This window comes from Paenibacillus sp. 01T431 (genome assembly GCF_056398625.1).
On record NZ_JBFTPT010000005.1, the window covers coordinates 174,453 to 198,936 of the forward strand.

General features: G+C 45.8%; 24 protein-coding genes. 23 read left to right on the forward strand and 1 reads right to left on the reverse strand.

From position 1 onward, the window contains the following. Positions 1–127: 127 nt before the first annotated feature. The 23 genes from AC1DM9_RS10865 (at position 128) to AC1DM9_RS10975 (ending at position 23,382) form a co-directional block, all read left to right on the forward strand. Positions 128–481, forward strand: a complete 354-nt coding sequence (locus AC1DM9_RS10865) for a hypothetical protein (RefSeq protein ID WP_477579944.1) — start codon at positions 128–130, stop codon at positions 479–481. A gap of 207 nt (positions 482–688) precedes the next feature. Next, positions 689–2,491, forward strand: coding sequence for a cache domain-containing sensor histidine kinase (locus AC1DM9_RS10870; RefSeq protein WP_477579946.1), 1,803 nt, complete (start codon positions 689–691; stop codon positions 2,489–2,491). Further along, complete coding sequence (locus AC1DM9_RS10875; RefSeq protein ID WP_477511211.1) at positions 2,484–4,040, forward strand: response regulator transcription factor; 1,557 nt, start codon at positions 2,484–2,486, stop codon at positions 4,038–4,040. Before AC1DM9_RS10870 ends, AC1DM9_RS10875 begins: the two co-directional genes overlap by 8 nt. Before the next feature lie 285 nt (positions 4,041–4,325). Continuing rightward, positions 4,326–5,285, forward strand: a complete 960-nt coding sequence (locus tag AC1DM9_RS10880) for an ABC transporter permease (protein WP_441882142.1) — start codon at positions 4,326–4,328, stop codon at positions 5,283–5,285. A gap of 12 nt (positions 5,286–5,297) precedes the next feature. Continuing rightward, on the forward strand, positions 5,298–6,191 hold the full coding sequence (locus tag AC1DM9_RS10885; RefSeq protein ID WP_430061753.1) for a carbohydrate ABC transporter permease: 894 nt from the start codon (positions 5,298–5,300) through the stop codon (positions 6,189–6,191). 70 nt (positions 6,192–6,261) lie between these two features. Further along, on the forward strand, positions 6,262–7,986 hold the full coding sequence (locus AC1DM9_RS10890; RefSeq protein ID WP_339208536.1) for an ABC transporter substrate-binding protein: 1,725 nt from the start codon (positions 6,262–6,264) through the stop codon (positions 7,984–7,986). A gap of 92 nt (positions 7,987–8,078) precedes the next feature. Beyond that, on the forward strand, positions 8,079–10,103 hold the full coding sequence (locus tag AC1DM9_RS10895) for a beta-galactosidase (protein ID WP_477579949.1): 2,025 nt from the start codon (positions 8,079–8,081) through the stop codon (positions 10,101–10,103). Positions 10,104–10,170: 67 nt separating this feature from the next. Further along, on the forward strand, positions 10,171–10,518 hold the full coding sequence (locus AC1DM9_RS10900; RefSeq protein ID WP_477579950.1) for a hypothetical protein: 348 nt from the start codon (positions 10,171–10,173) through the stop codon (positions 10,516–10,518). A 45-nt stretch (positions 10,519–10,563) separates the two neighbouring features. Next, positions 10,564–11,049, forward strand: a complete 486-nt coding sequence (gene spoVAC, locus AC1DM9_RS10905) for a stage V sporulation protein AC (RefSeq protein ID WP_076270077.1) — start codon at positions 10,564–10,566, stop codon at positions 11,047–11,049. Position 11,050: 1 nt separating this feature from the next. After that, positions 11,051–12,073, forward strand: coding sequence for a stage V sporulation protein AD (gene spoVAD, locus AC1DM9_RS10910; RefSeq protein WP_076270076.1), 1,023 nt, complete (start codon positions 11,051–11,053; stop codon positions 12,071–12,073). Further along, on the forward strand, positions 12,070–12,420 hold the full coding sequence (gene spoVAE / locus AC1DM9_RS10915) for a stage V sporulation protein AE (protein WP_076270075.1): 351 nt from the start codon (positions 12,070–12,072) through the stop codon (positions 12,418–12,420). Before spoVAD ends, spoVAE begins: the two co-directional genes overlap by 4 nt. A 140-nt stretch (positions 12,421–12,560) precedes the next feature. Beyond that, entirely contained in the window at positions 12,561–13,517 is a 957-nt protein-coding gene (locus AC1DM9_RS10920) for an AAA family ATPase (protein ID WP_076270074.1), read from the forward strand. Positions 13,518–13,521: 4 nt separating this feature from the next. Next, positions 13,522–14,769: a DUF58 domain-containing protein gene (locus AC1DM9_RS10925; RefSeq protein WP_339208542.1), complete on the forward strand. Its 1,248-nt coding sequence runs from the start codon at positions 13,522–13,524 to the stop codon at positions 14,767–14,769. After that, positions 14,766–17,021 (forward strand): transglutaminase domain-containing protein, encoded by a 2,256-nt coding sequence (locus tag AC1DM9_RS10930; RefSeq protein WP_477511207.1) that lies wholly within the window; start codon positions 14,766–14,768, stop codon positions 17,019–17,021. The genes AC1DM9_RS10925 and AC1DM9_RS10930 overlap by 4 nt, the downstream gene beginning before the upstream one ends. Before the next feature lie 116 nt (positions 17,022–17,137). After that, the gene (locus AC1DM9_RS10935) at positions 17,138–17,662 is read left to right on the forward strand and encodes a YqeG family HAD IIIA-type phosphatase (RefSeq protein WP_076270071.1); all 525 of its coding nucleotides are present in this window, start codon (positions 17,138–17,140) and stop codon (positions 17,660–17,662) included. Further along, the gene (gene yqeH / locus AC1DM9_RS10940) at positions 17,662–18,786 is read left to right on the forward strand and encodes a ribosome biogenesis GTPase YqeH (RefSeq protein ID WP_477580151.1); all 1,125 of its coding nucleotides are present in this window, start codon (positions 17,662–17,664) and stop codon (positions 18,784–18,786) included. The genes AC1DM9_RS10935 and yqeH overlap by 1 nt, the downstream gene beginning before the upstream one ends. A gap of 38 nt (positions 18,787–18,824) precedes the next feature. Continuing rightward, positions 18,825–19,685 carry a shikimate dehydrogenase gene (aroE, locus tag AC1DM9_RS10945; RefSeq protein WP_477580153.1) on the forward strand — a complete coding sequence of 287 codons (861 nt, stop codon included), beginning with the start codon at positions 18,825–18,827 and terminating at the stop codon, positions 19,683–19,685. Positions 19,686–19,745: 60 nt separating this feature from the next. Next, a complete protein-coding gene (gene yhbY, locus AC1DM9_RS10950; protein WP_076270069.1) occupies positions 19,746–20,051 on the forward strand; it encodes a ribosome assembly RNA-binding protein YhbY in 306 nt (101 codons plus the stop codon). Positions 20,052–20,161: 110 nt separating this feature from the next. After that, complete coding sequence (nadD, locus tag AC1DM9_RS10955) at positions 20,162–20,752, forward strand: nicotinate-nucleotide adenylyltransferase (RefSeq protein WP_477579952.1); 591 nt, start codon at positions 20,162–20,164, stop codon at positions 20,750–20,752. Further along, positions 20,742–21,296 carry a bis(5'-nucleosyl)-tetraphosphatase (symmetrical) YqeK gene (gene yqeK, locus AC1DM9_RS10960; protein ID WP_477579954.1) on the forward strand — a complete coding sequence of 185 codons (555 nt, stop codon included), beginning with the start codon at positions 20,742–20,744 and terminating at the stop codon, positions 21,294–21,296. Before nadD ends, yqeK begins: the two co-directional genes overlap by 11 nt. A 21-nt stretch (positions 21,297–21,317) precedes the next feature. Next, positions 21,318–21,665 carry a ribosome silencing factor gene (rsfS, locus tag AC1DM9_RS10965; protein ID WP_054027809.1) on the forward strand — a complete coding sequence of 116 codons (348 nt, stop codon included), beginning with the start codon at positions 21,318–21,320 and terminating at the stop codon, positions 21,663–21,665. Then, positions 21,662–22,618, forward strand: coding sequence for a CvfB family protein (locus AC1DM9_RS10970; protein WP_339208547.1), 957 nt, complete (start codon positions 21,662–21,664; stop codon positions 22,616–22,618). Before rsfS ends, AC1DM9_RS10970 begins: the two co-directional genes overlap by 4 nt. After that, a complete protein-coding gene (locus AC1DM9_RS10975; protein ID WP_076270065.1) occupies positions 22,615–23,382 on the forward strand; it encodes a class I SAM-dependent DNA methyltransferase in 768 nt (255 codons plus the stop codon). The genes AC1DM9_RS10970 and AC1DM9_RS10975 overlap by 4 nt, the downstream gene beginning before the upstream one ends. Before the next feature lie 706 nt (positions 23,383–24,088). Here AC1DM9_RS10975 and AC1DM9_RS10980 read toward each other — a convergent pair. After that, positions 24,089–24,322, reverse strand: a complete 234-nt coding sequence (locus tag AC1DM9_RS10980; protein ID WP_477579956.1) for a hypothetical protein — start codon at positions 24,320–24,322, stop codon at positions 24,089–24,091. Positions 24,323–24,484: the final 162 nt, after the last annotated feature.

Sequence of the window (24,484 nt, forward strand, 5' to 3'; positions counted from 1 at the left end):
ACGGAGCTGTCTTCAGGTGCTGAATAGCGCTTGTTGCAGCTCCGTTTTTGCGGTTATGGTTGCTTTTTATGTAATGCCGCTTTATTCTTTAAATGAATAATGAGCATCGACAGAGGAGCTAGTCCATATGGCAAACGACATTGAAATCAACTTGTATAAAGATTGGATAAATACGGTGAAAGAAATCTTTCGGGGGTCAGGACATCCCTTGCCTGAATCCATTAGTGATCGGGAGGCAGCAGTTGCTTACTTCTCGCAGACCGCACAATCGGAAGAGGAAGCAGAGCAGCAGGCGGATGCCAATGAAGAACGCCTTGCCTCGCTGCAGCAGACGATCATCGATCATTTTGAAACGGTTATTGTGCCGGATATTCGCAGCAGAACAAATTATGCAGGCGATCGTTTTGCTTTCAAATGGTTGTACAACAAAGGCGAGCATATCGTTGAAGAGCACTCATCCTACCGAATTCCGCTCTCTTAAGAGCGGGATTTTTGCATCGTATAGGCAGCGCTTCCATTTTGTCTAATTTTCATATGATAAAATATTGAATTAGTGATGTAGGCACGGCAGATTACCAGCATTATAATGTAGATGCCTTAAAATTTTACGCGAAAAAGTAAACGCTTACCTCAGCCGATACTAACGAATGAAGTTTGCTGCGCAAAGCTTTAAGGAGGAGCCGATTGTATGAAGAAGAGCATTCGAACAATGGGGCAAAGAATGAACAATATTCGAATTAAAAAGAAACTTATTATTTCTTTTATTCTCGTTGTTTTTGTACCGGTGCTTATCGTAGGCATTTTTCTTACCGTCGCTTTTAGGCAAAATGTACTTGATCAAGCGACCCAGCAAATTACGAATAACGTCGAGCGAATTAAGAAGCAGACCTTGGATATTATACGCATGCCAATCGAAATTTCCGACAAGCTGCTGGTCGATAGCAGGTTAACGAACGTCGTCAACACGCAATACAGCTCCACGTTTGATGTCGTTAAGGCGTTTTGGGATTACCGTGATTTTAAAGATTACATTAAACTATACAGTGAAGTCTACAACATACGCTTTTATACGACGAATATGACGATACTCGACAATTGGGAGTTTCTGAAAGTTACCGATCCCATTGCGGAAACAGACTGGTATAAGTCAGCAATGAAGCGCGACGGCATTCACTGGGAATACATTAAGGATGAAACCAAAAATAACCGCCGTTATTTGAGTCTGATTCGCAAGATCACGTTCCCAACGTATCGGACAAGCGGCGTACTAGTGATAGGCGTGAATCAGGATGAGCTTAATGCGATGATTAGCCAAGAGCCGTTTGATACGATGATTATTGATGACAATGGTTATATGATTGCAGCGAAAAACCCCGAATGGGTAGGTAAAAATATTGCTGAATTAGACTTTGCCAGTAAACTGACGAATAAAGCAGCAGGCACCTATGAATTCAAATACGAAGGAAAACCTTCGAAAATTGTTATCGAGGATCTTCAGCCTGAATCAAGCTTTAATCGTTTGAAAATCGTATCGGTATTTACAATTGATAGTATTGTAAGTGGAGCTAATCGCATAAGCTTGCTTGGGCTAGGCATTATTTTACTAAGCTTAGTTATAGCCTTCGTTATGATTTATATTTTTTCTGCGATTATATCGAAACGGATGCTGGTCCTGAATAAAGATTTGAACAAAGTAGCGATGGGAGATTTGAACGTGATTTCGCATGTGACAGGCAATGACGAGATTGGCATCCTGTCCAAGCAATTCAACAACATGGTCGTAAGTATTCGCGGCTTAATGGACGAGGTAGCGGAATCGCATAAACAACAGGCCCAGCTGCAGCTTAGACAGAAGGAAATTAAGCTGAAAATGATGGCCAGCCAAATCAATCCTCATTTTTTGTTTAACGCGCTTGAATCGATTCGAATGAAGGCTCATATCAAGGGCGAGACAGAGATTTCTTCAATCGTTCGTATGCTTGGTAAAATGATTCGTCGAAATTTAGAAATAGGCGCGCGCAAAATTGCATTAAAGGATGAACTGGAAATGGTGCGCTGCTATTTGGAAATTCAAAAATTCAGATACGGTAACGATCGATTGACGTTTCGCCTGGATATCGATGCTAACGGTCAGGAGATCGAAATTCCGCCGCTTATTATTCAGCCTCTCATCGAGAATGCTGTTGTGCATGGTCTTGAAAATGTTGCTGAGGGCGGATTCGTATGGTTAAAGACAGAGGTCAGTGATCATATGCTTCGGGTTGAGGTATCCGACAATGGCGTAGGAATCAGCGATGAAAAGATTAATGAAATCAATGAATCGCTGCATGATATGGAAGAAGAGGAAGAATACCGAATCGGGCTGCGCAATGTCCATCAGCGGCTGGTCATGATCTATGGGGACGGATATGGCTTGACGCTGAAGAGCGAGCTTGGAGCGGGTACACGCATTACTTTTGAAATTCCAATAGGGGGTCATTCGCTTGCATAAAGTACTCATTGTAGACGATGAACCGATGATTCGAGAAGGACTGCAAACATTAGTTGATTGGAGCAAATACGGATTTGCCGTCGCAGGGACAGCATCCAATGGACGCGAGGCAGTCGAGAAGCACGGCGTGCTGAGTCCTGATTTGATTCTGATTGATATCCGCATGCCTGGCATGGATGGACTACAAGCGATTGAGGAAATAAGGAAAACAGACAATAGCTGTCATTTTTTAATTTTGAGCGGCTATGCGGAGTTCAATTATGCTAAGCAAGCGATCGCGCATAATGTGGATGGTTATATTTTAAAGCCGATCGATGAAGATGAGCTGGAGAGCTATGTCGAACGTGTCTCTGCTCAGCTCCAAAGTCAGTCGGAGCAGCGCCAAAACACAGAGCAATCGGTTGCTTTACTGCGTGAGGAGATGCTGTATCAGCTCTCAAGCGGGAAGCTGGATGCAAATACGGCTAACAGTCACGAGCTGAAAACATTATTGGGTGAGCCTGCGAAATATTACCAGCTGATGTTGATCGAGCTCTACAGCAGGGAACATTCCCTTACACTGAATGCAACACTCAAGAAGAAGCTGACAGACATTGTTGAAGAGAAGCAAATCGGCTGGGTTTTTTCTGCCGAGCCTTATATTGGGATATTGCTTAAAGATTATATGCTCCAAAATGGCTCGCGCGAGCAAATGAAGCTGTGGATCGAGGAATGCTGCGGAACGAAGGTGAAATTTGCAGCTGCGGCAAGCGAACCCGTTCGCGAACCCGCGGAGCTGCAAAAATGGTCCATGCCCATTCACGACTTATTGAAGCAGCGGTTCATGCTGCAAGGACAGTTCATCCATATGGCGTCTTTAGCCGAGGAAAGACAGCAGGCGGAGGCTAAGCTTAGCAATCAATTATCAATCGAAAGCCTTGCTCAAAAGATTTATTATATGCTGGATATCGGGAGCAAAGAGGGAATGGACAACGCGATGCAGGAGGCGTCCAATCAAATTATCGCTTATGATTGTTCCGAGCCGTTCGTCAAATCGAGCTGGGCGCAGCTTCTCACGATCGTACTAAATAAAGCGGCCTTGTCTAATCCGCAGCTATCGCTTCATGAGGATCTGTCGATGATTACCGCCCTGTACCTTGCCCATCATTATGAGGAAATGATTGCGCAGCTGCAAACCCGTCTGTCGGAGCTGGCGATGAAAACTTCGAAATCAGACAGCTTGTCGGTCATGAAACAAATGACTGACTTTATTGAACGTCATTATAGCGAAAATATTAAGCTGGAAACGCTGGCTGATCTTTTTAATTACAATAGCGGCTATTTAGGCAAAATGTTCAAAAACTATACGGGTGAGCATTTCAACACGTATTTGGATCAAGTGCGAATACAGCATGCCATTGGGCTGCTGCAGGAGGGGCTCAAGGTTCATCAGGTGTCGGAACGGGTCGGATATGCGAATGTTGATTATTTCCATAGTAAATTTAAAAAGTATAAAGGGGTATCGCCCTCATCCTTTAAAAGTATTTCTGGTAGAACGGCTTTGGAATAGGAAGCTGTTGTTCCTATAATCTTATTATTACAAACATCTATTTCACAGGACTGATAGAGTCGCTGGCGAGCTAGATGTTTTTTTTATTTTTTTTATATAACCAACGGTTATGAAAGCGCTTGAAAGAACGTATTTTCATATGATTTTAGGTCTAATTATATGGGTGCCGGAGGATAGGTTCTATCGTTTATGATAAGTACAGATAAGAGAGGGTAAGCTACTCACCACCTAAGGTAGCTTGCGAAGACGTTTTTGCACGAAGCAGAAACAGTAGGAGGAGCAGCTATGAAACCGCTAACAGATAGTCCTAAGCAGTTAAGGGCGACAAACAAAAGGAATCGATTTTGGTTCAAAGCCATTCAGCAGCGTTACTTGTACATGATGTCGCTGCCATTCGTCATCTGGATCTTCCTATTCAGCTATGTGCCGGTATGGGGCTGGTTGACCGCATTTCAGAATTATAAGCCGAAAAACGGGATATTGAATCAAAAATGGGTAGGCTTTGACAATTTCGTAGAGCTGTTTCAAGACGAAAGATTTTATATCGTTTTGCGAAACACGCTGGCAATGAGTACGATGGGGCTTATCGTAGGGTTTACGATTCCAGTTATTTTTGCTCTATTGCTGAATGAAATAAGAGGGCAGTTTTTTAAGCGCTCAGTACAAACCATTTCATATTTGCCGCACTTTGTATCTTGGGTTGTTGTTGCGGGGCTTGTAACGAAGATGCTGTCAACAGACGGCGGTGCGATTAATCAATTATTGATGTATCTTAACATCATTGATACGCCGATTCAGTTTATGGCCAAGGGCGAATGGTTCTGGAGCGTCGTAACCTTATCGGATTTGTGGAAGGAAATGGGCTGGAATTCCATTATCTTTTTAGCTGCGATGGCGGGAATAGATCCTGAGCTTTATGAAGCATCGACTGTCGATGGGGCAGGCCGATTCCGCAAAATGTGGCATATTACATTACCGGGAATTAGAACAACCTTTATGGTGCTATTCATATTATCGATCGGTCATTTAATCAGCATTGGCTTTGAGAAACAGTTTTTGTTAGGAAATCCTCTTGTATCCGATTTTTCAGAAGTGCTCGATCTTTATGCGCTGAAGTACGGTATTCAAATGAGCCGATATTCGTATGGTACGGCAATCGGTATCTTTAACTCCGTCGTCAGCATCCTATTAGTGTTTATCGCGAACGGAATTTACAAACGAGTCACCAAAGAATCAATCATATAGGAGGTGCGGTACATGCAAGGAGCTATGAGAAGAAGTACAGGCGATAAAGTTTTTGACACATGCATTTATGTATTCATGATCATCGTTGCTATCGTAACGTTGTATCCGTTCCTGAATGTACTAGCGATATCATTTAATGATTCGGTAGATACGGTAAGAGGCGGTTTAACTATATACCCTCGCGAATTTACACTCAAAAATTACGAGACGATTTTCGGCTTTGAGGGACTGCTTGTAGGCTTCAAAAACTCGGTTATTCGTACCGTTTTGGGAACGCTCATTGGGGTGTTGTCGGCATCCATGATGGCTTACACCTTAAGTCGTCCAGACTTCCAAGCAAGAAGATGGATGTCCGTCGTATTCGCACTCACGATGTATTTCTCAGGCGGTCTCATTCCAGGGTTTCTGCTTATGAAAAACTTAGGTTTGATTGGTACGTTTTCGGTTTACATCATTCCTGCTATTTTGAGCGTTTGGAACGTGTTCATCGTCCGCTCTTATATTGACGGGCTTCCGTATGCACTCCAAGAATCAGCCAAAATTGATGGGGCAAATGATTGGACTATATTTTGGAAGGTTATCCTTCCGCTTTGTCAGCCTGTACTCGCTACAATTGCTTTGTATATTGCTGTTGGACACTGGAACGCTTGGTTTGATACTTACTTGTTCAATAATAGGAGTCCAGAGAATACGACACTGCAGTATGAGCTGATGAAGGTGCTGCTATCCACGCAAACGGGCAGTAATTACCGTGACCCTAATGCGCAGCAAACGCTGGCGTCGGTTTCACCGGAGTCTATCAAGATGGCGATTACGATCGTCGTTACGGTACCGATTTTGCTAGTTTATCCTTTCCTTCAGAAGTATTTTGTCAAAGGCATGACGCTTGGCGCAGTAAAAAGTTAATATTGGTAATAGCAGGTTTCCTGTTATATACACGAGCATGATGAACGAGAAAAAGGGAGGCTTTCAAGCAATGAAAAGAAAAATGCAAATGGCTTTAAGCTTGGTATTGGCACTTGTATTCGTATTTGTCACGGCATGCGGCAATTCGAATAATGAAGGCGGCAAAAATAAAGAAACGAACGCACCAGGCAATTCCACGAATTCACCAACAAATGCAGCAGAGCCGGAGAAGGGTGATCCGATTACGATTCGTATCGCTTCTGGCGACGCGAACCCGAGCTGGGATGATATGAAGTCAGATGTAGGGCAATTTATTGTAGATAAAACAGGAATTACGATTAAACAAGAATTCCCTGTCGGCGGCAGTGACACAGATATGTTTGCCCTTATGGTAGCAAGCGACGAGTTTCCAGATATGGTTATGCCAAAAGGCAGCGCAGGCAAACTGGTTGATGCTGGCGCACTGATCGATCTTCGACCTTTGATTGAGGAGCACGCACCGAACTTGAAAAAGATTTACGGCGAATACTTTAATCGTCTTCGTTGGAGCAAAGATGACGACGCGATTTATGTGCTTCCTCAAGACGGCGTAGGACAAACCTACTTCGAAGCAGGCGGCGGTTTCCAATTGCAGCATCAAGTGCTTGAAGCTGCAGGTTATCCAGAAATCAAAACGGTACAAGACTATGAAGCTGCAATCAAAGCTTATATTGAGAAGAACCCTAAAACAGCTGATGGCCAGCCGACAATCGGCATGTCGCTTAACGGCGGTGAATGGCAAATTCTAATTTCAGTTACAAACCCGGCTTTCTATGCAACAGGTGCTCCAGATGATGGCGAGTTTTTCGTTAATCAAGACACACATGAAGCGATCATGCATTACCAGCGTCCTGAGGAAAGAGAGTATTTCCGTTGGCTGAACCATATGAACGATATCGGTTTGCTTGATAAAGAAAGCTTCGTTCAAAAATATGATCAATATAAATCAAAAATTGCTTCCGGCCGTGTGCTTGGACTGATTGACCAAAACTGGGATTATGGCGAAGCAGAAAACGCTTTGAAAGCAGCTGGCAATTTTAAATCAACTTACGCTCGTTTTCCTGTAACGCTGAATGATACATTCCAAGATCACTCCTTCCAAGGCACAGGTTACCTATCTGGTTATGGAATTGGGATTACAAAGGATGCCAAAGATCCAGTACGCTTAATCAAATTCCTTGATTACCTTGCATCAGATGAAGGTCAAGTATTAGTGAACTGGGGTATTGAAGGCAAGCATTACAATGTAGAAGGCGGAAAACGTGTTATTCCTGCAGATGTTCAAGCTCAAAAATCAAATGACGGCAATACATTCAAGAAAACGACAGGTATTGGCAACTACTTGATTTCTGCTCGCTACGGCGATGGCGTGAAGGATCCTTCTGGAAACTACTATACGACGACATTCCCTGAGCAAATTCAAACGGCTTATTCCGAAGAAGACAAGAAGACGCTAGCGAAATACAATGCGAAAACGTACAGAGACCTATGGCCTGCTGACGATGCATTCCCTGTTCGCAAATATGGCGCAGCTTGGACACTTCCGTTCGAGACGGGCTCGCAAGCAAACGTTATTTTCCAAAAAACACAAGATATTATGAAAAAACGTATCCCTGAAGCGATTCTTGCTAAACCAGCAGACTTCGATAAAATCTATGATGCATTTCTAAAAGATCTTGATGATGCAGGTGTAGCAAAACTGAATGCTGAATTTACAAAAATGGTGCAGGATCGTGTGGAACTTTGGTCGAAATAAGACTCAAAGTGAATTGGCAGGGAGAGGGCTCATCTAATGAGCTCTCTCCCTTGCTGTTAATTAACATAAACTGAAGGGAGATTGAAATAAAAATGATAAACGAGAAACTTCCGAAAATATGGTACGGCGGAGATTACAATCCGGAGCAGTGGGATGATGAGACGATGACAGAGGATCTTCGCATGTTCAAGCTTGCGAACATTGATGTTGCAACGGTTAACGTTTTTTCTTGGGCGCGGATTCAACCAAGTGAAGAAACCTATGATTTCACTGAGCTGGATAACATAATTGACAGACTTCATGGCGACCAAATCGCTGTTTGCCTTGCTACAAGTACGGGGGCTCATCCGGCATGGATGGCGAAGAGATATCCGGATGTCACTCGTGTCGAATATGAGGGCCGCAAACGTAAATTTGGAGGACGCCACAATTCCTGTCCGAGCAGCCAAACCTACCGGCAGCATTCGGGACGCATCGCTGGGAAGCTGGCTGAGCGTTATAAGGATCACCCTGCGATTGTCGCTTGGCATATTTCGAATGAATATGGCGGCTACTGTTATTGCGATAACTGCGCCGACGCTTTCCGAATATGGCTGCAAAAGCGTTATCACACGATTGAACAATTGAATAAGGTTTGGTATACAAATTTCTGGGGCCATACTTTTTATGACTGGGATGAAATTGAACCGCCTAATGCGCTTAGCGAGGAATGGGGCGGCAATCGAACCAACTTCCAAAGCATATCGCTTGATTATCGCAGATTTCAATCGGATGCTCTGCTTGATTGTTATTTAATTGAACACGAAGAAATTCGCAAGCACTCGCCCAACATTCAAATTACGACAAATATGATGGGTACTTACCCTGAGCTTGATTATTTCAAGTGGGCAAAACATTTGGATGTCATCTCGTGGGACAATTACCCGTCGATCGACACTCCCGTAAGTTATACAGCAATGACGCACTCGCTTATGCGCGGTTTGAAAAGTGGACAGCCCTTTATGCTGATGGAGCAAACGCCGAGCCAGCAGAACTGGCAAGCCTACAACGCTTTGAAGCGCCCTGGCGTCATGCGGCTTTGGAGCTATCAGGCAGTAGCGCATGGCGCGGATACCGTCATGTTCTTCCAGCTGCGCCGCTCGATCGGAGCATGCGAGAAATATCATGGCGCTGTCATTGAGCATGTGGGCCATGAGCATACGCGCGTGTTTCGTGAGTGCGCGGAGCTTGGCCATGAACTGACGAAGCTTTCGGATAAGCTGCTTGATTCGCGAATTGATGCAAAGGCAGCCATCGTATTTGACTGGGAAAACCGCTGGGCAGTTGAGCTATCCAGCGGTCCAAGCGTAGCTTTAAAATACGTGGACGAGGTTCATAAGTATTACGATGCCTTGTTTGAATTGAATGTTCAAACCGATATGATCAGCATTGAAGAAAATTTCGAGCAATATGATCTCGTCATTGCACCGGTTATGTATATGATTAAACCGGGTTTTGCGGAGAAGGTTGAAGCGTTCGTGGAGCGCGGGGGCACCTTCATTACGACTTTTTTCAGCGGCATCGTTAATGAGAATGATCTCGTAACTACGGGCGGCTATCCAGGCAAGCTGCGCAAGGTTCTTGGCATTTGGGCGGAGGAGATCGACGCGCTGCTGCCAGGCCAACACAACCAAATGGTGATGAAAAAAGTTGATGGGGCTCTCAGCGGCACCTATACATGCAGTCTGCTATGTGATTTGATCCATTCTGAAGGTGCTGAGGTTATTGCTGAGTACGGCTCAGATTTCTATAAAGGCATGCCAGCGGTTACCGTTAATAAATTTGGCAGCGGGGAAGCTTGGTATATAGCTTCCAGTCCTGATAAAGAGTTTCTGCAGTCGCTGCTCACGAACCTATGCAAGGACAAAGGGATTGAGCCAATCTTGTCCGTACATACAGGGGTCGAAGTAACACGCAGAAATAAAGATGGGAAATCCTTTACTTTTATTTTGAACCATAACTCTGAGCCTTCCGAGCTTCAGCTTGGCGCTCAGCAGCGAACAGAGCTTCTCACGGGTGAGATTGTCAGCGGCACTTACAGCTTATCTGCTAAAGGCGTTATGATTATTGAACAATAAAACATTTGCCTATTGAAATCGTTATTGAAATCGCCCCGGATAAGCTCCGCAGCTGGGTGTTTGGCATATGCTGTTGATAAAAGCCCGGTGTGAGGGGAGCTGCACTTTTGTCTACGAAGCGGCAACGTCATTTATTGAGCTTGCTCGTGCTCATAATGTATGTTTTACTCGTTCTTTTGTTATTAGCCATATTTCTTTAAATAAAGGGTTGCCTGCGACTAAATCATTAGTCGGGGGCAATCCTTTTTTTAATGTAAGAAAGAATATTATTTGCTCCAGATTATCTTGTATATCTCCGTCAAAGCTGATGCAGCATTCAGAGGACATTGATGGCGTTTTTGTTTGTGTTGGAATATTGCAACCTGCTATTACAAATAATGAACCAGAAGAAAGCAAAGCGGTTACGGAACTTTAGCTTCAGGCATAGAGAAAAACCGTAGCGGAAAAGGAGGATGGTTTTGTGGCGACCAAAAGCAAAAGTCATTACAAAAAAATGTCCATGTCACCAAAAGAATATCAATCGTTCGCAAAAACGATGGAGCCGCCTCGATCTGTACTTGGAAATTGTTTGAAAGCATTCGTTTTCGGCGGGGCAGTATGTGTATTTGGACAGGTTATACAGGAGCTTTATGTCCATTTGATGGGAATGAGCGAAGAAGCGGCAAGCAATCCAACCGTTGCAACGCTTATTTTGATATCCGTTATTTTAACGAGCCTAGGCGTGTACGATAAAATTGCGCAGTGGGCTGGTGCTGGCTCAGCAGTGCCTGTAACCGGATTTGCCAATTCCATGTGTTCGGCCGCTTTGGAGCATCGGAGCGAGGGTCTTGTGCTCGGGGTTGGCGGCAATATGTTTAAGCTGGCTGGTTCAGTTATTGTTTTCGGTACAGTCGCAGCTTTCTTCGTAGGTATCGCTCATCTTATTCTCGGAACTGGGGGTCAGTAATATGCTGCGAGGGAAACAATCATGGTGGTTTGAGAAACGCCCGGTAATAATCGGCGAAGCGACCGTGGTCGGTCCTGATGAGGGAGATGGTCCGCTTGCAGCCGATTTTGATCTCGTCCATCCTGAGCTAGACATGCAGCAAAAAAGCTGGGAGAAGGCAGAGCGGCTGCTGCTGGAGCAAGCCTCGGAGTTTGCGATTCAAAATGCCGGCATCGAACGCGACCAGCTACAGTTTTTTGTCGGCGGAGATCTCATGAATCAAATTATTAGCAATAGCTTTGCTGCTCGATCACTAGGAGTACCGTACATTGGCGTATTTGGCGCATGCTCCACCTCGATGGAATCATTGGCGCTTGCATCGCTCTTCGTGAATTCAGGCTCAGCCACTCATGTGCTGGCAGGCACTTGCAGTCACAATTGCACGGCTGAGAAGCAATTCCGTTATCCAACGGAATATGGCTCACAGAAGCCGCCTACCGCACAATTTACGGTTACGGGCTCTGGCGCAGCTGTTGTCGCTGCAGAAGGTGACGGCCCAGTCGTGGAATGTGCAACCATCGGAAAAGTCATAGATCTTGGCATCACAGATCCATTTAATATGGGAGCTGCAATGGCACCCGCGGCTGTAGATACGATACAAGCCCATTTTAACGATACAGGCCGATCTCCTCGTGATTATGATTTAATTGTAACGGGTGATTTGGCTGGAGTAGGGCATCCCATTGCAAAGGAATTGCTTATGAAAAACGGCGTTCCGATGAACGAAACAGTGTTTGGCGATTGCGGCCTTATGGTATATGACGTTCAGAAGCAGAAGGTACAGGCAGGGGGCAGCGGATGTGGTTGTTCAGCCGTCGTTACTTACGGACATCTGCTCAAACGAATCAAGAAAGGCGAATTAAACCGAATTTTAGTCGTGGCGACGGGCGCATTATTATCGCCGCTCTCGTTCCAGCAAGGCGAGAGTATTCCATGTATAGCACATGCTGTTGCCATTAGCGCAGGAGGGAGCAAGCATATATGATCTTTTTGTGGGCTTTTTTAGTTGGTGGAGGAATTTGTGTGATCGGTCAGCTGATGTTTGATGTTCTTAAGCTGACTCCTGCCCATACGATGTCGACCTTAGTGGTCATTGGCGCTATCGTTGATGGTTTTGACTTATATGAACCGCTCGTCAAGTTTGCTGGAGCGGGAGCTACGGTTCCGATAACAAGCTTTGGTAATGCCCTCGTACACGGCGCATTAACCGAATTGCATACGCAAGGCTGGATTGGCGTTATATCGGGTATCTTTAAAGTAACTAGTGCCGGCATTTCGGCAGCGATTATATTTTCCTTCTTGGCAGCACTTGTCGTCAGGCCAAAAGGATAACCATTTATGCACTTAAGTTGGAGGGTCCTGTGGGATCTTCCAATTTTTTTTGTAGCGAAAAAATTTGTGTACTGTAAAGGAAGTACTGTAAAATAGTAGTATTGAATACTAACTCATGCGTTATTTCGGGAGGTTATGAAATGGATATTCGTCCTGCAGACATGCAATTATGTTCTACTATTCTCCGAAACTTAGAATCTTGTATCCTCGGCAAACAGGAAGAGATCCAAAGATTGTTAATTGCCGTCGTTGCAGGTGGACATGTTCTGCTTGAAGACGTGCCAGGCACGGGCAAAACACAATTAGTGAAAGCGTTGGCAAAGTCAATAGGCGGCCAGTTCCGCCGGATACAATGCAATCCCGACTTGCTGCCAACTGACATAACAGGCGTTTCCATTTACCATCCCAAACAAGAAACCTTTTTATTTCGTCCGGGTCCAATTATGGCCAATATATTGCTAGCCGATGAAATCAATCGCGCAACAACGAAGACACAATCTGCACTGCTTGAGGCGATGGAAGAAGGACATGTAACGGTTGATGGCGATACATATGAGCTGCCTCGTCCGTTCGTTTTGCTCGCTACCCAAAATCCAATTGAATTTGAAGGCACTTATACGCTTCCGGAGGCGCAGCTGGACCGGTTCATGATGAAGCTGTCGCTCGGGTATCCAAGTGAAACAGATGAGCAGCAAATGGTGCTCTCTAATGAAGGAATACATCCATCTGATCGCATTCAGCAAATGATTAATATATCCGATATGATCCAAATTCAGGACCAAGCGCTTAAGGTGCATATTGATGACGCCGTAGGCAAATATTTAGTTTCATTAATAAGAGGAACGAGAGAAAACGCGAATGTAATGCTCGGTGCAAGTCCTCGTGCAGCGCTAGCGCTGGCAAGAGCGGCTAAAGCGAGCGCTTATATTCAGCAGAGACAGTTTGTAACGCCTGATGATGTGAAGGAACTTGCTCCATACGTGCTTTCGCACAGACTTCTTCTGAGAATGGAAGCTAGAATGAACGGTCTTAAAGCGGAGGATATCATCGAGCAGGTGATTCAGTCCACGAAAGTACCGGTTCGGCTAGAGCGTTAGTCGTATGACAGCGGCCAAATCTTCGAAGCTGCGGATGCAGCTTGTCGCAGTCATTTATTTGACCAGTCTGTTCTACTTTTTATTTCAAGGCGGCAAAACCGCGATGATGCTCTTCATGATTTTGAATTTATTAATTATTTATTTAGTGCTTGGCAGGTGGAGCGGAATTAACAAGGTGACGGGCAGCAGAGTGTATGCGATGCCTGGAGCAACAACAATCGATCAATCTTTATCAGCAGGCAGCACGCTAGAAGTAAGCCTTTCCATGAAAATACCTGGCTATTATCCGCTTCCATACGTCATTGTTAGAGATCAGCTGCATCGTCATAATGGACAAAGGCTGGCATTCGAGACTTCCTTCGTGCCGAATTGGAAGCGTGCGGGCCATGTCGTGTATCAAACGCCTCCGCTGCAGCGCGGCGAGTACCGATTTACTCATACAGAGTGCTTGTCTTATGATGTTTTCGGTTTGTTCGAGCATTCAGGGAAATTCGGATCAGAGACGGTGCTTAATGTGCTGCCTCAGACAGTTCCGCTTAGGCAGTGGAATGGCATTCAGCGCGGGATTCGCGGTCCTTACTCTCATGCCATCGCGTCACGCTCAGCGAAGGAAACGACACAAATTAACGGCGTTCGTGAATATTTATACGGAGACCGTTTGTCACGTGTCCATTGGAATGCGACGGCGAAGACGGGCGAGTGGAAATCGAAAGCTTTCGAGCGTGAGTCATTGCCGCGTACGCTAGTCATCCTTGATCGACATTCAAGCAGCTACAAAGGTGAACTCGCGACTCGCTTCGAATTAGCCGTATCCGTTGCAGCTTCATTGCTCGAGAACGGTCTCAAAAGTGATACGGCAATGGGGCTGCTCTCCATTGGAGACTCCATGACATTCGTTACACCCAAATCAGGCATTGATCAACGAAATATGGTGATGAGGCATTTAACCTTTGTAGATGCAAATGCAGCGAGGCCTTTGTATCCGTCGCTTCAGCAAGCTGATTCTACGATTGAAGCCGGAAGTTTTGCAGTCCTCATTACTCCTGAGACTGGCGCGGATGTCATTCGAAGCATGGAGTGGCTCTCACGCAAAGGAATTACCCCTTGCTTGATTCATATCTCCTCGTCGGTTGATTTATTAAGCCATAATACTTCTTGGAAACGTGTATTGCGCGAACGCGGCTGGCCTGTATTTGAAGTTCGTCAGCTGCAAGAGCTCCCAACGGTATTGGAAGGGAGCGGAATTGCATGAAGCAAATGATGAAATCAATTGGTGTGTATTTAACGACGAACTGGTTTGAGAAGCTGAGATCTATATTTATTGCCATTATTTTAGCGAATGTAATTACAATATTTGAAGGTTATTGGTGGGACGAAACGTACGCCATTGCCTACTACACTTTATTTGCGGCGGCAGCAATTGATATATTGCTTCCTCCCCGCTGGAAATTTCTGAAGCTTCTTTTTCAAGTAATGGCAGCTATTTTTATTACAACGCAATGGGCAAGAATGGAATGGATTGTTGCAAGTCCACAGGGCTGGCAAGAGTGGCTGTGGTGGCTGCAGGTACATCTCGTTCAGCTTAATCCATTTATATGGATAAGTGGGGCGATGCTTATGCTCTACGTGCTGTTTGGAATATGGACGATCACAAGAGTTCGAATGTTCGGATTTGTAGGCGTAAGCATTTTGGTGTTAACCATCGCAGATTCCTTTACGCCGATCTGGCTGTGGGATGAAGTAGGGATGGTCGTCTTTATTGGTTTGCTCTGGATGGTCGCTGGCCACTTGTCGAGGCTGAAGCGCGAGCATCCGAATAGCTGGAAAGAGCTAATCGAGTATCCGCTGCGATTAATGGTGCCGATTGCACTCGTTTTATCTATTCTCATGATTGTAGGATTGAATATGCCCTCAATTGCTCCTATTCTTCAGGATCCTTATACGATCTGGAAGGAAGCTAAAGGGGAGAGGGTTCAGGTGTTTTTAGGCGATAAGGGCACAGATGTGATATCGCCGAACCGATCAGGCAATGCGAGCTCCGGATATAGTCGAAGCGACGATAAGCTTGGTGGTGGATTTGAATTTGATTATTCACCGATGATGACCGTCACGACCTCGCATCGCAGCTACTGGCGCGGGGAGTCCAAAGCTTTTTACACGGGTGACGGATGGATTGATGTAAGTCCCAGGCTTGCTGGCGAAGAAAATATTTCAGTTGTAAAGGGAGAAGTATTCCCTTCATTAGATGATCCGCCAAAAGCTGGGGTTAAGCAAGTCAATCAGATTGTTACAATGATTCGAAAGGATGTTTATCCGGTTCTTTTTGCTGCTGCACCACTTTCGAAGATCAATTGGATTGAAAATGAAGAGGCAGCTATTCCAACCAGCTTGAGATGGGAGCCTAGCTCAGGCGAGCTGCGGCTGCTGAACTGGTCCATGCAAAACCGCAAATACCCGCAAACGTATTCGGTTACGTCGTCAGTACCTGTTTTAGATGAAGCGCTGCTGAGGACATCCAAAGCTGGCTGGTCAGATAAGGGAGAGGCTTCACGCCATTCATTTTACTTGCAATTGCCTGAATCATTGCCGGATCGAGTCAAACAGCTTGCAGAGCAGGTCACCGCTGGAGCAGCTAATGATTATGATAAAGCTAGATTGTTGGAGTCGTATTTAAGGCTCAATTACAACTATAATAATTTGCCCGATGAATCGAAGCTCACAGGATCTACCAGCGATTTCGTTGATCAATTTCTGTTCGAGCTAAAAGAAGGCTATTGCGATTATTTTTCCACTTCAATGGCCGTTATGGCGCGTAGCTTAGGCCTTCCGACGAGATGGGTTAAAGGATTTGCTCCTGGTGCGCTTCCAGCTAGTGACTTCGGCCCTCCAGGCGGTTATAGGGAGGAAGAAGTAAATCCAAGCGGAGCAGGCACCTACACCGTTCGAAATTCAGATGCTCATTCTTGGGTAGAAATTTATTTTGAAGGTACTGGCTGGATACCGTTCGAAGCAACAGCGGGTTTCTCATTCCCGTATACGCTGCCTGAAGAAGAGGTTGCTGCTTTGCCAGATCTGGAACTAAGCGATAACGATGCTGCAGCAGCAGGAGATACAGAAGGCTCATCAAGCTCGCAGGTTTGGTTATGGAGCTCCATATCACTACTCATCGTTGCTGCAATTGCATGGCTCATTATTCGTCGTGACAAGCTTATCTTTTCTTGGAGAAAGCTCCGCCATGGATCATACACAACAAATGATCGAATCGTGCTTGAGACGCAAAAGCTGCTGCGCATTTGCAAAAAGCGTGGAATGGAGCGCGAAGACCATGAGACGCTGCGCGAGGCCGTATTGCGCTGGTCGCAAAATCAGAAGCGGTTGCGTGAAGATTTTAAAATTGTACTGAATGGGTTTGAGCAAGCGAAATACAGCCCCGTTATGGCGTCATCTGAAGAAGCGGATCGTTTCGTCGTTAAAGTACGCTCACTCATTGATCAATTAAGATAACATACGAACAAATACCGCTCGCCAGAGAAATTGGTAGCGGTATTTTTTTGCAACAAATTTAGTTTGTATGGTATAGTTTCGTAAGATAGCAAGCAGAAAGCAGAGGGATATCCATTATGTTTGAACGGCTGTTGCCGCATATGCGCGTCAATACAGTATATGAAATTAACTTAGATGAGCTGCATGCAAGAGGCGTTCGCGGCATCATTACGGATTTGGATAATACGCTTGTCGGTGCCAAGGAGGCGTTAGCTACGCCTGAGCTTGTGCAGTGGCTTGATTACGTACGTTCTCGGGGCTTTCAGGTTGTTATCGTATCCAATAACAACGAGACACGCGTCGGGAAGTTTGCTGCGCCGCTGAATATTCCATATATTCATGCTGCTCGCAAGCCAGCTGGCAAATCGTTCAAGAGAGCGCTTAGTGTACTCCGCCTTGCACCTGAGGAAACCGTCGTAATCGGAGATCAGATGCTGACGGATGTGCTTGGGGGTAACCGTATGGGGTTATACACCATCCTTGTCACGCCAATCGCTCCTGCTGATGAAGGTATAATGACACGAGTGAATCGTCGTATTGAACGAATAGCGTTAGTGCGTTTAAGGAAAAAAGGGTTATGGTATGAGGGGGAAACAAAGTGATGGAACAACAACTTAGTCAGGCATATGGATCATGTGCGGGCTGTGGAGTGGCGCTTCAGATTAAAAGTTCTGATTTGCCAGGTTATTTGCCGGAGGCGGCTGTCGGTCGCGAACCGGTTATTTGCCAGCGATGCTTCCGAATTCGCAATTATAATGAAGCTTCATCCGTAGCGGTTGATCAGGATGACTTCTTAAAGCTGCTTGGCAGCATCGGAAATACGGATAGCCTCGTTGTGCATATTGTCGATCTGTACGATTTTGAAGGAAGTTTGATTTCGGGCTTGCAGCGTTTTGTCGGAAACAATCCAGTGCTGCTTGTCGTGAACAAAATTGATTTGCTGCCGAAAGCGATGAACGTCAATCGACTTCGGAATTGGGTTCAGAAGCAAGCAAAAGAAGAGGGACTGCGCACAGTCGATGTGGTCCTATGCAGCGCGAAGCGGAATATGGGCTTCGAGCGGGTTATTGAAGCGCTTGAGCAGTACCGGAATGGCCGAGATGTCTATGTGGTTGGCGCGACGAATGTCGGCAAATCAACCTTGATTAATCGTCTAATTCGAGATTACAGTGACATGGAACGTGAGCTGACTACTTCTCGTTATCCGGGAACAACGCTTGATGCCGTTAATATTCCGCTTGAGGATGGGAAAGCGATTATTGATACCCCAGGTATCGTCTATACGACACGTATGACAGAGGTTGTACCGCGGAGCTTCCTAGGCTCACTATTGCCGGACAAGCCAATTAAACCGCTCGTCTATCAATTGAACTCGGGTCAATCGCTGTTTATTGGCAGCCTTGTTCGATTCGATTTTGTTGAGGGTGATCGCCAATCCTTTACGTTCTATGTTTCAAATGCGCTCAACATGCATCGTACGAAGCTGGAGCGGGCGGATGAGTTGTATGCAGATCACCGTGGGCAATTGCTCGGAGGACCATCGCTTGAAGAACTAGAAACGATTCCGGCTTGGACAAGGCATTCACTGCGCGTTAAGCGCGGCTTGAATAAGGATGTATTTATATCCGGTCTTGGCTGGATACAAGTGAACGGTACTGGTGGAGCTGTGATTGACATTTATGCGCCGAAGGGCGTTAAGGTCATGCTTCGCGACTCGATGATCTAAACACATGTCACTTGGAAGGGGAATTCACTGTGACGACTATGGGCGCAGGAAACCAGATTGACAGCAATACTCTTCTGTTCGGCGTCATCGGCGATCCGATAAGGCATTCGAAATCACCTATTATGATGAACCGTGCCTTTCGGGAAACGGGAATTAACGGTGTATACACTGCTTTTCATGTTACGAGCGATCGTATCGGAGATATTGCCGCTGGTGTTCGTGCAATGGGCATTCGCGGTGTCAATGTTACGATCCCCCATAAGCTGGACATTATGTCCGTGCTTGATGAGATCGATGCAAGCGCGCAGGCGATTGGCGCGGTTAACACGATTGTCAACGACGCTGGCCGTCTAATCGGATATAACACCGATGGCATTGGTTATGTGCGTTCGTTGAAGGAAGAAGCGGAGCGTGAGCTTGCCGGGAAACGAATCGTCGTTATCGGCGCGGGCGGCGCAGCCCGCGGCATCATTTATGCTCTAGCAAGCGAGAATCCTGCGCGAATTACGGTGGCCAACCGTTCCGTAGACCGGGCAAAAGAGCTTGCAGATTCATTGCAAAATAAAGTAGATATTGAAGCGATTTCGAATGATGAGCTGCAAACCGCATGCGAGCAAGCCGATATCGTGATTAACACGACATCAGTAGGCATGTTCCCTCATACGGAGGAGACGCCAATTGATGCAAGCTGGCTGAAGCTGGGCGCGGTTGCAAGTGATTTAATATACAATCCTTTGAAAACGAAATTTTTGCAGCAAGCAGAGCTGCGCGGCTGCCGCATTCATGGCGGGCTTGGCATGTTTATTTATCAGGGCGCATATGCGTTTGAATATTGGACAGGCCAGCCAGCACCCGTCACAGCGATGCGCGAAACGGTACTTGCTTCATTGCAAGGCTAAACTTATTTATTGAAGCAATCAAACAGACGAATTATTGAGATGAAAGAAGGAACACTTATTATGCTTACAGGCAAACAAAAACGATATTTAAGAGCTCTAGCCCATCATTTGACACCGATTTTCCAAGTCGGAAAGGGCGGCACTAACGATCACCTCGTTCGTCATATCGAGGAGGCGATTGAGTCGCGCGAGCTTATCAAAGTTTCTGTTCTTAACAACTGTCTAGACGATCCTAAGGAAATCGGCGTTGAAGTTGCTAAATCAGCTGGCGCGGAGCTTGTACAAGTGATCGGCAAAACGATCGTTCTATACAAAGAATCCAAGGACAACAAACAAATCGAGCTTCCTACAGCTGCTCGCAAATAATATGGACCGAGACTTGCGCGGCGAATGCAGCTTTTTGTCATAAAGGGCATACTAGAAGACACGATAGCTGTTAACGCTTCGACTTTGCTTGATAGGGAGGCGTTCAACAAGTGAGTAAGATAGGAATTATGGGCGGCACCTTCGATCCCATCCATATCGGTCATTTGATTGCTGCAGAAACCGCACGAGAGCAGAGCGGCTTGGACGAGGTGTGGTTTATCCCGTCATACGGACCACCGCTCAAGGCGAATGAGCCAGGCGTTAGCGGAGAGCGGCGCTACGAAATGGTATGCGATGCTATCGAGAGCAACAAGGCCTTTCGAGCGCTTGATGTTGAATTGCAGCGTGGTGGTGTGAGCTATTCCTACGACACGATCGTAGAGCTGCAGGGACGTTATCCGAACCATTCTTTTTCCTATATTATCGGTTCAGATCGCATCAACGACCTGCCGAAGTGGCATGAAATCGAGCAGCTAGCTGCTCGGATATCATTTATTGGATTAGAGCGTCCAGGCAATCCGGTCAATATCGCTGCACTTCCGTTTTATTTGCAGGAGCGGGTCAGCTTGGTCCACATGCCTGCCATTGCGATTTCTTCAACAGTGATTAGGAGCAAGGTGAAAGCTGGGCAGTCTGTTCAATACTTAGTGCCTGATTCGGTGAATAGCTACATGAGGAGGTACAACCTGTATGAATCGTGAGCAAATGATCGAAAAAGTAAAAGCGGAAATGCCTGAGCGAAGATGGCTGCATACACAGGGAGTTATGGAAACCGCGGTCATATTAGCTAATAGGTTTGGCGAAGATGCTGTACGAGCTGAGCTTGCTGCCATTTTGCATGATGTTTCTAAGTACTGGAATGTCGATCGTATGCAGAAGGTCATTCGCGATCAAGCATTGCCAGCAGAGCTTTTGCTTTATGATAAAGAATTATGGCATGCACCCGTTGGGGCGTGGGTAGCCGAACATGAATTTGGTGTGGCGGACACCGAAGTACTGGATGCTATTCGCTACCATACATCTGGTCGCCGCGGCATGTCGAAACTTGAGAAAATTGTTTGCCTTGCCGATTATATGGAACCAGGGCGAGAGTTTCCAGGAGTAGACAAAATTCGCGAGCTTAGCGAGCATTCATTGGATCAAGCATTGCTTGCTGGCTTTAACTCTACAATTTCCTTCTTATTAGAAAAAGGAAAACGAATATTTCCGCTAACATTAGAAGCAAGAAATAGTTTATTAGAATAATATTTAACAGGAGGCTGAGCTATGGCGTTACATTCGGATCAATTGCTTCAAATCACAGTCGCAGCAGCAGAAGACAAAAAAGCGGTGCGCGTTGTTGCTTTGAACTTAAAAGAAATTTCCTTGGTGGCGGATTATTTCGTCATTTGCAGCGGTAACTCGGATACACAAGTACAAGCTATCGCAACAGAAATTCGGAAACAAGCTGAGAAAAATGGCAATCGCGTGCGCGGAATCGAAGGTATGGATTCGGCAAGATGGGTGCTGATTGACCTCGGCGACGTTATCGTTCACGTATTCCATCGCGATGAGCGTGAATATTACAACATTGAGCGGCTATGGTCCGATGCGAAGGTTGTGGAGTTTGCATGAGTTTTGTAGCCGGAACTACTTTGACTTTAAGGGTGGCACGCGAGGTGTCGCCCTACGGCTATTTTTTGAGCGATGAAGAATCGGATGTGCTCATGCATTATACCGAGCTTGTAGGCTCTAAGCCAAAAATCGGCGATGCAGTGGAAGTATTCATTTTTTACGATTCCGAGGATCGATTGGCTGCTACGATGAAGAAGCCGCTTCTCCAGCTAGGTGAGCTTGCTCGCCTGAAAGTAGCGGACGTTCATCCAAGGCTTGGCTGCTTCCTAGAAATGGGGCTTGGCAGACAATTGCTGCTTCCGCTTTCGGAGCTGCCGGAGAGCATTGAATACAGGCCTCTTCCTGGCGATGAAGTATTTGTTGTGATGAAACATGACAAAATAGGAAGACTCGTAGCTAAAATTGCTTTTGAAGAGGAACTCTCGGAGCTTGTCTTCCATGCACCTGAGAGCTGGAATAATCAATGGGTTGAAGGCTGGGTAACAAAAACGCTGCAGCTCGGCTCGTTTGTCATGATTGATGGCGGTGTTGTAGGGTTTGGCGTTTATGGGCTTATTCCAAGCGCAGAACGAATCCGTCCGCTTAGACTTGGTGAGCGTGTAAGCGCTCGTGTAACCTTCATTCGTGAAGATGGCAGAGCTAACCTCTCCATGGCGCAGCGTAAGGAAGTAGGACGATTGGAGGATGCTGATCGACTGCTTGCCTTCATTAAAGAACGACCAGGCGGCGGAATGCCATACTCTGATCAGACAGATGCCGACATTATTAAACAAAAATTCGGGATTAGCAAAGGTGCATTCAAACGCGCTTTAGGCAAGCTGATGAGAGAAAGGCTTGTCACTCAGAAAGGCAGCTGGACTTATTTGGCTGAACCGTCTGATGCGACGACGGAGCAAGCAGGAGAGCAAGCGAACGCTTCAGGCTCCTCAGCTGAAGGAGCTGACGGGCAATGACACGCTCTTATGGACAGTTCGCTACTGTCTATGATCAGCTGATGGAGGATATGCCCTATGCAGAATGGCTGGGCTTCGCAAGGGCCGGCTGGTCGCGCTATGGCATGCCTGCTACTGTCGTAGATCTTGGTTGCGGTACAGGGAGCATCTCGATTCCGTTAGCACGCTCGGGTTTCCATGTGTATGGAATTGATTTGTCATCGGACATGCTTACCGTCGCGCGCAGCAAGTGGGATGAGACGCCTCAGGCGGTTACGAGACCGCGCTCCGGTTCGATTCGGTGGCTGCAGCAGGACATGCGTGAATGGGAGCTGCAAGAGCCCGTTGATGCGGTCATTTCATTTTGTGATTGCTTGAACTACTTGACGGAGGAAGAGGATATTGAGGCGGCTTTCCGCGCTACCTATGCTGGCCTTCGCAGCGGCGGTTCCTTTTTATTCGATATGCATCCGCCAAAGCAGCTCATTCGTTATGCGGAAGAACAGCCCTTTGTGCTTGATGAGCGTGATGTAGCCTATATATGGACATGCGACTTTGAAGAGGAGCGCTGCGAGATTGAGCATAACCTAACGATATTCTCGCGTGACCGCGATTCAAAGTTTTATCGGTTTGAAGAATCACATGTGCAGCGCGCTTACGATCCAGACTGGATCGAGTCAGCTCTGTACCGTGCGGGCTTTAAAACGGTTGACCGTTACGCAGATTTTGAGCTGAAGCCAGCTGACAGCGAGTCAGAGCGTTTGTTCTTCGCAGCAATCAAATAATATGATCCACTAGAGATGGGTGTCTCATAGAGTCTAACTAGACTTTATGGGAAACCCTTTTTTGATCTGTCCGGCTATTCGCAGAAAACGTCGCTATATAAGAGACGACAATAGGAGACTGTGGTGCGTTAGTACCTATACGTGCTTATAGAGTGGAATCGTCATGAGAGTACGCTTGGAAGTTCGCTGTAAGAACACTTATGCGCTTATAGAGGAAAAGCAACCCTGGTTTGTGGTGGTTAAGCACACATATGTGCTTAATGAGTGGAATCGTCGTGAGATCACGCTCGAAAGTTCGCTGTAAGAACAAATATGCGCTTATAGGGGAAAAGTAACTCTGGTTTGTGGTCTGTAAGAACACATACGTGCTTACAGAGTGGGATCGTGGTGAGAGTATGCTCGAAAGTTCTCTGTAAGAACACATATGCGCTTATAAAGGAAAAGCAACCCTGGTTTGTGGTGGTTAAGCACAGATATGTGCTTAAAGAGTAGGATCGAAGTATGAGTTGGTCTGTATAGATGTCGATTGCAATGTCGAAGTAGAAACATTGCAATCGACATCTATATCTAGTGTGAGTGTCGAAGTTTGACGAAAAGTATTCTGATTGTAAAATTTTATCAACAGCGTTTTGGTGAACGAGAAGTGCTATCGATTTCTTGAATTATTCGCTTGTATATATCTAGATCTTGTGACTCGTATATCCGATTATTCCCGAAGCGCATCTTTTAATCGGCTATTCATGCCTGCGGAAGCAGATGCTTTTCGTATCGATTCAAGCTTCATTTTCTTGATTGTTTCGGCCATTAGATCTTGATCTTTTTCAAGTTTTTCGATGTATTCAAGCAGCTCCGGCACTGTATATCCGGCATCTTTGAACAGTTTTTCTAGCAATGCTCTTATTTGTTCTGCAGTTGTGTTTACGATTTTCAGGACCCCCAAAATAGCAATAAAATGTCACTATCACATCATATCCTCATCTGTTAAAATAGTCGAGTGCGCCAAAAAAATAGATTAATATTTTCTCCATAATTTTCATTGACTACTCCTATATATTGATGTAGAATCAAAAACATCAACTACATATTGATGTGGATTGGTGCC